This is a genomic window from Salinicoccus sp. Bachu38, from assembly GCF_038561955.2.
Taxonomy (GTDB): Bacteria; Bacillota; Bacilli; order Staphylococcales; family Salinicoccaceae; genus Salinicoccus; species Salinicoccus bachuensis.
The window spans coordinates 542500-555023 of sequence record NZ_CP138333.2 but is presented as its reverse complement, the minus strand read 5'-3'; the positions used below and the strand labels follow the sequence as shown (position 1 = coordinate 555023).

Annotated in this window: 11 protein-coding genes; 5 read left to right on the top strand and 6 right to left on the bottom strand. The window is 52.4% G+C overall.

The features are described from left to right. Window positions 1–42 precede the first annotated feature (42 nt). Window positions 43–1716: a glycerol-3-phosphate dehydrogenase/oxidase gene (locus tag RQP18_RS02855; RefSeq protein ID WP_342388651.1), complete on the top strand. Its 1674-nt coding sequence runs from the start codon at window positions 43–45 to the stop codon at window positions 1714–1716. 186 nt (window positions 1717–1902) lie between these two features. On the opposite strand, the gene RQP18_RS02850 is transcribed toward RQP18_RS02855, so the two are convergent. From RQP18_RS02850 to clpB, 5 genes are all read right to left on the bottom strand, one after another. After that, the gene (locus RQP18_RS02850; protein ID WP_342389360.1) at window positions 1903–2682 is read right to left on the bottom strand and encodes an amino acid ABC transporter ATP-binding protein; all 780 of its coding nucleotides are present in this window, start codon (window positions 2680–2682) and stop codon (window positions 1903–1905) included. After that, on the bottom strand, window positions 2679–3386 hold the full coding sequence (gene ehuD, locus RQP18_RS02845; protein WP_342388650.1) for an ectoine/hydroxyectoine ABC transporter permease subunit EhuD: 708 nt from the start codon (window positions 3384–3386) through the stop codon (window positions 2679–2681). The genes RQP18_RS02850 and ehuD overlap by 4 nt, the downstream gene beginning before the upstream one ends. After that, window positions 3386–4048 carry an ectoine/hydroxyectoine ABC transporter permease subunit EhuC gene (gene ehuC, locus RQP18_RS02840; protein ID WP_342388649.1) on the bottom strand — a complete coding sequence of 221 codons (663 nt, stop codon included), beginning with the start codon at window positions 4046–4048 and terminating at the stop codon, window positions 3386–3388. Before ehuC ends, ehuD begins: the two co-directional genes overlap by 1 nt. 68 nt (window positions 4049–4116) lie before the next feature. Then, complete coding sequence (gene ehuB / locus RQP18_RS02835) at window positions 4117–5052, bottom strand: ectoine/hydroxyectoine ABC transporter substrate-binding protein EhuB (protein WP_342388648.1); 936 nt, start codon at window positions 5050–5052, stop codon at window positions 4117–4119. A gap of 304 nt (window positions 5053–5356) precedes the next feature. After that, window positions 5357–7945: an ATP-dependent chaperone ClpB gene (gene clpB / locus RQP18_RS02830; RefSeq protein ID WP_342388647.1), complete on the bottom strand. Its 2589-nt coding sequence runs from the start codon at window positions 7943–7945 to the stop codon at window positions 5357–5359. Window positions 7946–8127: 182 nt separating this feature from the next. On the opposite strand from clpB, the gene RQP18_RS02825 reads away from it, so the two are divergent. Continuing rightward, a complete protein-coding gene (locus RQP18_RS02825) occupies window positions 8128–8952 on the top strand; it encodes an undecaprenyl-diphosphate phosphatase (protein ID WP_342388646.1) in 825 nt (274 codons plus the stop codon). A 122-nt stretch (window positions 8953–9074) separates the two neighbouring features. Here RQP18_RS02825 and RQP18_RS02820 read toward each other — a convergent pair whose 3' ends face one another. Beyond that, window positions 9075–9383: a metal-sulfur cluster assembly factor gene (locus tag RQP18_RS02820; protein WP_031547756.1), complete on the bottom strand. Its 309-nt coding sequence runs from the start codon at window positions 9381–9383 to the stop codon at window positions 9075–9077. A 119-nt stretch (window positions 9384–9502) separates the two neighbouring features. Between RQP18_RS02820 and RQP18_RS02815 the strand changes: the two genes are divergently transcribed. Genes RQP18_RS02815 through RQP18_RS02805 form a run of 3 tightly spaced genes read left to right on the top strand, consistent with a single transcriptional unit; the run spans window position 9503 to window position 12523 of the window. Further along, complete coding sequence (locus tag RQP18_RS02815; protein ID WP_342388645.1) at window positions 9503–10315, top strand: Cof-type HAD-IIB family hydrolase; 813 nt, start codon at window positions 9503–9505, stop codon at window positions 10313–10315. A gap of 19 nt (window positions 10316–10334) precedes the next feature. Then, complete coding sequence (locus RQP18_RS02810; protein WP_342388644.1) at window positions 10335–11177, top strand: DegV family protein; 843 nt, start codon at window positions 10335–10337, stop codon at window positions 11175–11177. A 2-nt stretch (window positions 11178–11179) separates the two neighbouring features. Then, complete coding sequence (locus RQP18_RS02805) at window positions 11180–12523, top strand: CoA-disulfide reductase (RefSeq protein ID WP_342388643.1); 1344 nt, start codon at window positions 11180–11182, stop codon at window positions 12521–12523. Window position 12524 lies beyond the last annotated feature (1 nt).

The window sequence follows — 12524 nt, the reverse complement described above, 5'->3', positions numbered from 1 at the left end:
TACGCCCGGTCTTTATTTGCTATAAAACTAGGAGGTAGAACAATGCTGAACACATTGACCAGAAAAGACCAATTACAGCATATGGAGAAAGTCGATTACGATATCGTTGTCGTTGGTGGTGGAATCACTGGAGCGGGGATTGCCCTCGATGCGGCGAAGCGCGGCATGAAGGTTGCGCTTGTCGAGATGCAGGATTTTGCTGAAGGGACGAGCAGCCGGAGCACGAAACTCGTCCATGGTGGACTGCGGTATCTGAAGCAGTTCCAGGTGGGCGTCGTACGTGAAACCGGAATCGAACGCGCCATCGTATATGAAAACGGCCCGCATGTAACGACCCCTGAATGGATGCTCCTCCCCTTCCACAAAGGCGGCACATTCGGCCAGTTTACGACGAGCATCGGCCTGCGGGTCTATGATATGCTCGCCGAAGTCAAAAGGAGCGAGCAGCGCAAGATGCTGAGCGTGGATGATGTGCTGGAGAAGGAGCCACTCGTCAAACGGGACGGACTGCTTGGCGGCGGCTACTATGTAGAGTACAGGACGGATGACGCCCGCATGACGATCGAAGTCATGAAGAAGGCGGCAGAGTTCGGCGCAGACCCGATCAACCATGTCAAAGCCGTCGGCTTCGTCTATGATGAAGGCAAAATCGTCGGCATACACGCTGAAGACCAGCTCGGCGGGGAGACATACCAGATTCTCGGCCGCCGCGTCATCAATGCAACCGGACCATGGGTGGATGATGTCCGTTCCCATGACGAGGAAGCCAAGAAGGGCAAGAAGCAGCTATTCCTTTCAAAAGGTGTACACCTCGTCTTCGACGAGAAGGATTTCCCGCTCCATCAGGCGGTCTATTTCGATGCCAAATCAGATGGCCGCATGATCTTCGCGATTCCGAGGGACGGCAAGACATATGTCGGAACTACGGATACGCACTATGAGGGTGACAAGCAGAATCCCGTCACAACGACCGAAGACCGCCAGTACCTTCTTGATACGGCGAACGACATGTTCCCGGGTCTCAGCCTCGGCGAGGAGCATATAGAGTCCACATGGGCAGGCATCAGGCCCCTTATCCATGAAGAAGGCAAGGATCCTTCCGAAATTTCCAGAAAGGATGAGATCTGGGAGTCCAAAACCAACCTCATCACCATTGCCGGCGGCAAACTGACAGGCTACCGTCACATGGCCGAGGAAATCGTCGACCTCGTCGCCAAACGCCTGTCCAAGGACTACGGTCTCAAATTCAGGAAGAGCGATACCGAACACCAGCCGATTTCAGGCGGTGACGTCGGGGGCAGCGAGGGCTTCAATGATTTCGTGAGACATATGGGAGACCGCGCCCCATCATACGGCCTCTCCATCACAAATGGCCAGAAACTTGCATCACATTACGGCAGCAATGTCGAACGGATATACGAAATCATCGGCGGACTTGGTGAGGCTTCAGAGCACTATGGACTGACGAAGGATGTTCATGCGAAAGTCATCTACAGCATTCAGCACGAAATGGCTGCAAATCCACGCGACTACTTCGTCAGACGCACAGGTGAACTTTACTTCGACATCGCCAATGTAGAAAAATACAAAGAGGGCGTCATCCAATTGATGGGCGACATCCTCGAATGGGATGACGCCACACGTCAGACCTATAAGGACGAACTTGAAATCGCCTCCCGCCAGGCAAAAGGCGCTACCGCCATGGAACACGCATAAGTAATGGACACCTGCCCCGCTTCGGGGCGGGTTTTTTTGTCGATTTTAATAAAGTGATGGGCAATGGAATGACCAACTTGCCATTGTAACGTCTACGATGATGAATTAATGGTCCAACTCATCCCCGTCCTCCGAACAAACCAAAAAAGCGCCGGTTGCAGTTCACTGCAGCCGGCGCTTCCATCTTTACACTTCTTCTTTTCTGAACCTTCTCAGGAAATCCTGAAGTCTCGGGTTGTCGGATTTGTTGATGACTTCGTCAGCTGTTCCTGATTCGGCGATGACACCGTCATCGAGGAAGAGGACGCGGTCTGCGATTTCCAGAGCGAAATCCATCTCATGGGTGACGAGAACCATGGCCATATCGTCCTGTTCTGCAAGGTCGCGGATGACTTCGAGCACTTCCCCCACGAGTTCCGGGTCGAGTGCTGAGGTGACTTCGTCGAAAAGCATGATCTTCGGCTTCATGACCAGTGCACGTGCCATGGCGACACGCTGTTTCTGGCCGCCCGAAAGGTTGGAAGGATATGCTTCGTATTTGTCTCCAAGCCCCACGCGATCAAGCATCTGCTTGGACAGTTCCACCGCTTCCGACTTCTTCATCTTCTTAACCTGGACAAGCGGCGTGACGCAGTTGTCCAGTATCGTCTTGTGCGGGAAGAGGTTGAAGTGCTGGAAGACCATGCCGATATTCTTTCTTACTGCACGCAGGTGCTTTTCGCTCGCCGTCTTCATCTTTCCGCCCACTTCCATCTTCCAGAGGTTTTCGCCGGCGACGATGATGTCCCCATCGGTCGGCTCCTCCAGTGTCATCAGCAGACGGATGATTGTCGTCTTCCCTGAGCCACTTGGTCCGATGATCGCAATCTTTTCAGTCGGGTAGATATCGAGATTGATGCCCTTCAGGACATGTGTATCACCGAATGACTTATGAACATCCTTATATTGTACGATTGGTTCCATTATTCGGCCACCTTCACTTTCTTTGGCTTTTTGTCGAATCGACGATTCATTTTATTTTCAAGCCTTCTGATCAACAGTGCAGAAGGATAGCTGAGCAGGAGGAACAGGATGGCGACGATGGTCAGCGGTTCGATATAGGACCATGTCTGCGCGCCGTAGCTCCGTGCGATACTCAGTATGCCGACCACCCCGATTGTTGCTGCAAGCGGCACTTCCTTGAACAGGATGATCAGGTAGTTCCCGAGCATCGGTATCGTTGGTGGCAGTGCCTGTGGCAGGACGATTTTAGACCATTTGTCCCTTGTTGAAAAGTTGAGTGCCGTTGATGCCTCCCATTGCCCCTTGTCCACACTTTCTATACCGGAACGGTACACTTCGCTGATGTAGGTCGAGAAGTGGATGCCCAGAGCCAGCATGGCAGCGACGAATGGTGTGAACGATGTTCCGATATACGGAACCATCGGCCACGCAAAGTACAGGAAGAAAATCTGTACGATCGGTGGCGTGGACCGTATGAATTCCTTGATCCAGTAGACGATGAAATTGAACGGCTTGACCGGTGTGGACTCGAGTATCAGCCAGATGAATCCAGCCACCATTGCCAGCAGATAGCTCGCAATGGTGAGACCCAGCGTGATTTTGAGTCCTTCCAGTATGATCGGAAATGCATCGACGAATGTTTCCCAACTCCAATATGTTGCTGACATCAGCTCGCCACCCCTCTCCTGGACATTTTCTCACCTTGTTTGGAAAGCCAGATGAGCGGCAATGCAATGATGAAGTACATGACGAGCACCATCAGATATGCCAGCGGGCCTTCGGAAAGATTGGAAGAACGGTATATGTCCCCATAATAGAGGATGTCCGTCAGGCCGATCAGTGAAACAAGTGCAGTCCCTTTAAGTATCTGAATTGAATAGTTGCCGAACTCAGGCAGCATCAGCCTGAGCGCCTGAGGCAGTATGATATGTCTCATGCGCTGGAATCTCGAAAGATTCAGTGCGATACTCGCTTCCGTCTGCCCTTTGTCGATGGAAAGAATGGAACTTCTGACCACTTCCGACATATAGGCCCCGTAGTTCAGTGCAATCGCAACGACCCCTACCCACCAGTTGCTTCCAAGATCGATATTGAACAGCATCGGCACGGCATAATAGAGCCAGAAAAGCTGGACTATCAGCGATGTCCCCCGGAAGATTTCAACATATACTGTAGTAAATCCACGAATCAATGGATTTTTCGCCAGCCGTGAGAGGCCGGCAATGAAAGCCATCACAAAGGAAAAGAATGTGGCTGTCAGAAATATGCTGATGGTCGTCCATGCACCCTGGGACAGGTAGGTCAGTATGTTCACCCCGGTATCAAACATTTTCCTCACTCCTTATCTGCCAATAAAAAGGCCCAGTGTTTCCCAAGGAATGACTGGACCTGAAAAGATTATTCGGCTTCACATAGTTGCGCAGTTGTCATTTCTCCGACTTCCACCCGGTTGTTTTCAGCAGTAAAGCCTTGGGACTCATCAAGAATCTCGTCGATTGTCCCCTCTTCCTTCAACGTTTCGAGCGCATCGTTATATGCATTGCGCAACTCTTCGTCCTCAAGGTTGAAGGCTGCTGCTCCATAACTTGGAATTCCATCGATATCCGGTTGTTCAAAATCTTCGACGATTTCCACATCCTCACTATCCAGTGATTCATATGCCGCCCTCAATGTTGCTTCGGTTGCTGCTGTAACATCTGCATTGCCGGACTGTACCGCTGAAAGCTGTGCAGGGATGTCTCCGACTGACATGATCTGGCTTGGATCCACGCCTTCCTGATCCAGGAAGTCGAACTGTGTTGTTCCTTCCATCAGTGCCACTGTCACGTCAGGATTTTCTGCGATATCTGCATAGCTGTGAATATCATGCGGGTTGCCTGCTTCGACGACGAGACCTTCACCGTACTGCATTTCCGGTTCTGCGAACAATGCGTTTTCACATCTGTCCGGCAGGATTGCCATACCGGCGGTGATCGCATCATACTGTCCAGCCTGTACGCCTGGAATCAGCTCTCCCCAGTCGGTCAGGTGACCTTCTACATTGTCGATGCCCATTTCCTGGAACACCGCTGTCGCAATGTCGATTGCCGCGCCTTCAAGTTCTCCACTTTCGGAATCTTCATATGCGTACGGCGGTTCATTCGCAAACCCGACACTTACTGTGCCACTTTCCTGAAGTTCAGCCAGCTTGCCGGATTCAGCTCCAGAATCTCCACTGGATTCCCCTTCTGCGGAGTCTCCCCCTTCAGAGCCTCCCCCTTCAGAGCCTCCATTGCCGCAGGCTGCCAGTACGAGAATAAGACCGAGCATAAGTAACAGTGTGTAATTCTTCAAATAAATCTCCTCCTAGTAAGTTGGTTATCTTTCCCTACTCAAGAACAAGTACATGGTTAGTATACAAGAGTGACGTGTTATGTCAAATTCAGGATGTAATGGAGAAAAAGGGGAGAAATGATGTACCGTACCCATCTGCAAAAATCTGATGGGACTTGAATCAATTTTATTATAAAATTACAGATAATTCAAATTTTTCTTTGAATTTTAAGTTGTAAAATGATACTTTCTCTTCGTATAAAGAGTTGCCGGACTGCACAAAAAAACCGTACCCCGCCTGGGATACGGCCTGCTTGCCTCTGTACTACATATCGAATTGAAGTGCGCCATCCTGATAGTCGATCTTTACATTGATGCCTTCAGACAGATCCGCTTCAATGAGCTTCCTCGCAAGCGGCGTCTCGATGTGGCGCTGGATGAAGCGTTTGAGGGGTCTTGCACCGAACTGCGGTTCATAGGCCTCTTCTGATATCCAGTCCTTGACCGCGTCCGTGACTTCTACGGTCATATGCTGATCGGTAAGCCGCCTGTTCAGGTCGTTGATCAGCTTGTCCGTAATGAGCTTCATGTTCTCCCTGGACAGCGGGCTGAAGATGACGATGTCGTCCATGCGGTTGATGATCTCAGGTTTGAAATACTGGTGGACTTCCTTCATGACGATGTCTTTCGTGCCCTCGGATATCTCCCCATCTTCCATCACCGTATCGAGCAGATGGTTCGAACCGATATTCGATGTCATGATGATGATCGTATTCCTGAAGTCGACGGCGCGTCCTTTCGAATCCGTCAGGCGGCCTTCATCAAGCAGCTGAAGCAGGATGTTGAAGACATCCGTGTGTGCCTTCTCCACTTCATCGAGCAGGATGACGGAATACGGCTGACGGCGGATGGCTTCTGTCAGCTGGCCGCCCTCCTCATGTCCGACATATCCAGGCGGTGCACCGATGAGCCTTGATACGGCATGCTTCTCCATATACTCGCTCATGTCGATCCGGATCATGTGCTTCTCGGAATCGAACATCGTCGCCGCCAGTGTCTTGGCAAGTTCCGTCTTGCCGACACCGGTCGGACCGAGGAAGAGGAAGCTGCCGGTCGGACGGTTCGGATCCTTGATGCCTGCCCGCGCCCGTATGACGGCGTCAGCAACGAGATCGACCGCTTCATCCTGGCCGACTACGCGTTCATGCAGGATGTCGGAGAGCTTCAGCAACTTGTCCTTTTCCGTCTCGACGAGTTTGGAGACCGGGATGCCCGTCCACTGGCTGACGATATAGCCGATTTCATCCTCCGTCACCACTTCACGGATGATGCGGTTCTCCCCGGCGCTCTCCTCCTGCAGTGCCGCTTCAAGCTCGGCGAGTTCGCGCTCGAGCTGCGGCAGTCTGCCATGGCGGAGTTCAGCCGCCTTTTCAAGCTCATAGTTGTTCTCGGCATCATCCAGCTCCTGGCGTGTACGGTCAAGCTCCTCGCGCTTATCATTGACCTTCTGGATCTGACCTTTCTCCCGCTCCACGCGCTGGGCGAGCGACTGCTGGGCTTCACGTGCTTCGGACAGCTCCTTCTGGAGCTCTTCAAGCCGTGCTTTTGATACGGAATCGTCCTCCGACTTCAGTGCCTGCTCCTCAATTTCGAGCTGCATGACACGGCGGTTGATCTGGTCGAGCTCGGTCGGGTTGGAGCCCATCTCCGTGCGGATTGTGGCACTCGCCTGGTCCATCAGGTCGATCGCTTTGTCCGGCAGGAAGCGGTCGGTGATATAGCGGTCGGACAGTTCAGCCGCTGCAACGAGGGCACGGTCGGTGATCCTCACCCCGTGGTGCACCTCATAGCGCTCCTTCAGTCCGCGGAGGATGGAAATCGTATCCTCGACATCCGGTTCCGGTATCTGGACCTTCTGGAAACGGCGTTCCAGGGCAGAGTCCTTTTCGATATACTCGCGGTATTCATTCAGTGTGGTCGCACCGATGCAGTGGAGTTCACCGCGGGCAAGCATCGGCTTCAGCATATTGCCGGCATCCATGGCGCCTTCGGTCTTGCCGGCGCCGACCAGCATATGGATTTCATCTATGAAGAGCAGGATGCGCCCTTCGGATTCCTTCACTTCCTTGAGGACCGCCTTCAGGCGCTCCTCGAACTCACCGCGGTACTTGGCACCGGCGACAAGTGCGGACAGGTCGAGTTCGAAGATGGTCTTATCGAGCAGGCTGTCCGGTACATCCTTGCGTACGATGCGCTGGGCGAGCCCTTCCACGATGGCCGTCTTGCCGACCCCCGGCTCACCGATCAGCACCGGGTTGTTCTTGCGCTTGCGGCTCAGTATGCGGATCGAATTGCGGATTTCCTCATCGCGTCCGATCACCGGATCCACATTGCCGCTCCGGACTTCCTCGACAAGGTCGCGCCCATATTTTTCAAGCACTTCATATTGCACTTCCGGATTTTGTGTTGTCACATGGTTTCCCCCTCTGACTTTGTTGATGATTTCCCTGATCACTTCATTCTTGTTCCCGACAGTATCCTTCAGGATCGGTTCCGTCTCGATGCCGGCCATCAGCATATGCTCGACAGATACATATTCATCCTTCATCTCGGCCATGATCTTCTCGGCCCGGTTCACAAGCTGCGTGAATCCGTTCGACATATACTGGCCATACTGGACATTGTCGCCTTTGACCACGTTGTACTTCGACAGCTTTTCATCATATTTTGCGAGCAGTGCGTCCACATCGATGTTCGCCCGTTCCAGTACATCCCGCGCCATGCTTTCGTCGACAGTCAGTAGTCCCTTCATGACGGCCTCCACTTCTATCGACTGGAGCTTCAGGTCCACGGAGATCGACTGTGCCCGTTCGATGATGGACTGCACGGTGTACGTCATTCTGTTGATATCCATATTCATCACCTCTTCTGCGAAAATAAAGGGCTGTTTTTCTCAAAATTCATGGGAATAATGTTTGACCTTTTTTGACCTTTAACTATATTATACACTCTCGACATGAATTTTCAAGTAATTGATGGCTTTTATACGGCATTTATTTTATATTAATATTCTAGGGTTTCATAGGAGGTTGAATCATGGACATCATGGAAATTATCCGTTACATATTTTTAGGGCTGCTGCAGGGGTTCACTGAACCCATACCCGTTTCATCCAGCGGCCATCTCGTCATCGCCCGGGAAATATTCGGAATCGAGGCGCGGGGGCTGTCATTCGAAATACTGCTGAACACCGCTTCGCTCGTCGCAATCCTGTTCATCTACCGGATGGACATTACGGCAATTGTCATCAATCTGAGCCGGTTTCTTTTCAAAGGGGCACGGGATGAGGAGGCGACAGAAGACTTCCGCTATACCATCTATCTCGTCATCGCCACCATTCCGGTCGGCGTCCTCGGCATCCTGCTCAAGGACATCATCGGGGACAACGTCTCCATGCTGACGGTCGGCCTGATGCTGTTCGTCACCGGCATTGCACTCTGGTTCATCAAGAACAAACGGGGTGTAAAGCGGGATGGGGACCTGAACGTCAAGGATGCCATCATCGTCGGACTGGCCCAGTGCGTCGCACTGATGCCTGGTGTGAGTCGCAGCGGTGCGGCACTCGTCGGTTCGATGGCTGTCGGCATGAACCAGAAGAACGCCCTCCGGTTCGTCTTCCTGCTCTACATTCCGGTGTCGCTCGGCACAGCGCTGATCTCCGTCGGGGACCTTGTAAACGACCCCGAGATCATGTCGCTCGCCGTTCCTTACGCACTTGCCTTCATCGCCAGCATCATCGCCACATACTTCGGTCTGAAGTGGCTGCAGGGTGTGATGGAGCGGGGGAATCTCGCAATATTCACCTACTACTGTTTTGCGCTGGGTTCATTCGCCATCCTGTATCATATATTCTTCCTGTAGACTGCCCCTCATTATTGAGGGGCTTTATTCATTCTGCATCCTCCATACCCGTATAAGGGGGATTGGACACAAAAAAATCCCGCAACCTCCAGGCTGCGGGATTTTCCTATATGCTGACCAGCTTATGTTACACCGAGTGCAATCTTGGCGTAACGGCTCATTTTATCTTTATCCCATGGCGGATTCCATACGATGTTGACTTCCGTCTCTTTGACTTCGGGAAGTTCCGAGAGTGCAGTTTTGACCTGGTCCACAATCTGTGGTCCCATCGGGCAGCCCATGGATGTAAGTGTCATTTCAACACCTGCATTGCCATCTTCATCAAGATGGACACCATAGACGAGGCCAAGGTTGACGATATCGATGCCGAGTTCCGGGTCGATGACGTTCTCAAGGGCACCCATCATGCTTTCTTCCATTGCTTTATCCATTTATCTCACTCCTTTTAGAGTATATACTAATAATATATCAAAAAAATTACACTATATAAACATAAATGATATGATAGTTATGATAGTTTTATGAATGTTGGACAAGGAGATTTGCCGTAATGGAAAAGCATCTTATATGTTTGGACCTGGATGGGACGCTGCTGACAGACGAAAAGACAGTCAGCCCATTCACCAAAAAAGTACTATTTGAACTGAAGACCCGCGGCCACGAAATCATGATTTCAACCGGCCGCCCCTATAGAGCAAGCGAACCCTACTACAGGGAGCTGGGCATGGACACACCAATCGTCAATTTCAACGGTGCCTTCGTGCACCATCCCCAGGATCTCTATTTCAAGACCGTACACGAGGAACTCGATCTCGAAGTCGCCCAGGAGATCGTCAAGCGTGTACCGGACCTGAATATACAGAACATCATTGCCGAAGTGAAGGACAATGTATATATCCACTATCATGACGAGGTATTGTTCGAAGCCTTCAGTATGGGAAATCCGCAGGTCAAGATCGGGGATCTGACACAGAACATCGAATCCGGTCCGACGACCATACTGATCCAGGCCGAAGAGCCGGAAGTACCGGCGATCAGGCAGGCGCTGGACGACCTGTTCGCCGAGACGATCGAGCACCGCCGCTGGGGTGCGCCCTACCCGGTCATTGAAATCGTCAAGAAGGGCATCAACAAGGCGGTCGGCGTCGACTACTGCCGGGGCTACCTCGGCATCGACCAAAAGCATACGATTGCTTTCGGCGATGAGGACAATGATACGGAGATGCTCCGCTATGTCGAGCATGGTGTGGCGATGGGCAATGCCATCGATGAAATCAGGACGGTGGCGGACTACATGACGGATACCAACAATAATGAGGGTATCGGCCAATTCCTGAATGACTTTTTCAAATTGAAACTATAAAAAGAAGGGAGCAGATGATATGCAATTGATTGTAGACAGCTGTTCAGACATTTCCATAGACGAATTGAACAGGATGGATGTTGAAATGATCCCCTTGAAGATCACGATTGACGACGAGGATTATCTGGACCAGTATGAAATTTCGAGCACGGAGGTGCTTGACGCCATCTCGGATGGCAAACGGCCGCTGACGAGCCAGGCGAACCCTGAAGACTTCACGAAAGTCTTCAGGAAATACGTGGACCAGGATGAACCCACACTCTACATGGCGCTCTCGAGCGAACTCTCGGGTACTTACCAGAGCGCAGTGATCGCCCGGGATACGATTCTCGATGATCATCCGGATGCAGACATCACCATCATCGATACGAAGGCGGCAAGCTACGGCCTCGGCCTCATCGTGGAGCGTGCCCACGGCTATGTGAAGGAAGGCCTGGCCAAAGAGGAAGTGGTTGCCAAAGTGGAAAAGGACGTCAAGGCGATCCGCCACTTCTTCACCGTCGATGACCTCGACTATCTGGCAAAAGGCGGTCGTCTCTCCAAAGGGCAGGCATTCCTCGGCGGCCTGCTCAACATCAAGCCGCTGCTCCATGTCGAAGAGGGAAAACTCGTGCCGCTTGAGAAGCACCGCGGCATCAAGAAGGTCCACAGCAGCATGGTCAAGCACCTGATTGCAGACAATGTGTCCCGTGAGGTTCACATCACCCAGGCCAATGCAGAATCCCAGGCGGAACAGCTGAAGCAGAAGATATTGGACGGGACGGATATCACTGATGTCAAAATCAGTACAATCGGACCGACGATCAGCAGCCACACCGGTAATGGCACGGTAGCGATGTTCTATTTCAACGAAGGAGTGTAAGCATGGCAAAAGTTATTATTGTGGGCGGTGTGGCCGGAGGGGCGACGACAGCCGCCCAGCTCAGGCGGATCGATCCGGAAATTGACATCACCATCTATGAAAAGGGCCGTGATATCAGCTACGGCAACTGCGGACTCCCCTACCATATCGGCGGTGAAGTCGAGGAACGCGACCAGCTGGTCGCAGCGACGCCCGAAAGTTTCGGGAAGCGCAATGTCACCGTCAAAACCCATCACCAGGTGACTGGTGTCGATACGGAGAACAGGACGGTCCAGGTGAAGGATATCAGGAATGGCCGCACTTTCGATGCGGAATATGATTATCTTGTGCTCTCCCCCGGCAGTTCCCCCCGCCTTGTCCCTGCACTGATCGATGTACCACAGGCCTTCGTCCTCCACTCACTGGAGGACCTTGATGCCATCATGGCCCATATCGAGCGGAAGAATGTCACTCGCGCGGTCGTCGTAGGTGCAGGTTACATCGGCCTTGAAATGACCGAGAACCTTGTGCATCGTGGCATCGAGGTGACGCTGGTACACCGGGAGACAGAAATCTACCGCCCACTCGAGCCGGACATGAGCGATTTCTTCATGGAGGAGCTGAAGTCCCGCGGTGTCGGCGTGAAACTTGATACGGAAATTGTTGAAGTCGACGGGGATACTGCGACCCTCTCGAACGGCGAGGAGATCGAAGCGCCGATCATCATCGCGGGCATCGGCATTACACCGCGCACCGATTTCCTCGAGGGCTCGGGCATAACATTGAATGAAGATGGCTATATCTGCACCGATAAGCACGGCAGTACCAACAGGGAAAATGTGTATGCTGTCGGGGATGCGATCGAAACGAACTACCACCATGTCGACCGTCCGGTCCATGTTGCGCTTGCGTGGGGCGCCCATAGGATGGCATATGTCATCAGCAACCAGATCAGCGGAGACAGCTCGGTCTGCTTCGAAGGGCTGCTCGGCACCAACATCATGCGCTTCTTCGACTATGATATCGCCACCCTCGGACTGACGGTGCCGGAGCTTTTGGACTATCCGCACTTCATTGTCGATCATAGGCAGAAGAACAAGGCCGGATACATGTCGGACAGCGTACCGATCCATGTCCGCGCCTATGTCGGCAAAGCGGATGGCAAGATACTGCGTGCCGTCGTCGTCGGCACCGAAGGCGTCGACAAGCGTATCGACATCCTGTCGGCCCACATCCGTCTCGGAGGAACTGCCATGGACCTCGCCAACATTGAAGTCGCCTATTCCCCACCATACTCCAGCCCGAAAAGCGTGCTCAACATGGTGGGATACAAGTCGATAGAGAAAATGAAAAAGCTGCATGAATAGA

Coding starts and splice junctions, on each gene's coding strand:
- RQP18_RS02810 (WP_342388644.1), top strand. CDS start 10,335: ATGCAATTGATTGTAGACAGCTGTTCAGACATTTCCATAGACGAATTG.
- RQP18_RS02815 (WP_342388645.1), top strand. CDS start 9,503: ATGGAAAAGCATCTTATATGTTTGGACCTGGATGGGACGCTGCTGACA.
- clpB (WP_342388647.1), bottom strand. CDS start 7,945: ATGGATATCAACAGAATGACGTACACCGTGCAGTCCATCATCGAACGG.
- ehuD (WP_342388650.1), bottom strand. CDS start 3,386: ATGTCAGCAACATATTGGAGTTGGGAAACATTCGTCGATGCATTTCCG.
- RQP18_RS02805 (WP_342388643.1), top strand. CDS start 11,180: ATGGCAAAAGTTATTATTGTGGGCGGTGTGGCCGGAGGGGCGACGACA.
- RQP18_RS02855 (WP_342388651.1), top strand. CDS start 43: ATGCTGAACACATTGACCAGAAAAGACCAATTACAGCATATGGAGAAA.
- RQP18_RS02825 (WP_342388646.1), top strand. CDS start 8,128: ATGGACATCATGGAAATTATCCGTTACATATTTTTAGGGCTGCTGCAG.
- RQP18_RS02820 (WP_031547756.1), bottom strand. CDS start 9,383: ATGGATAAAGCAATGGAAGAAAGCATGATGGGTGCCCTTGAGAACGTC.
- ehuC (WP_342388649.1), bottom strand. CDS start 4,048: ATGTTTGATACCGGGGTGAACATACTGACCTACCTGTCCCAGGGTGCA.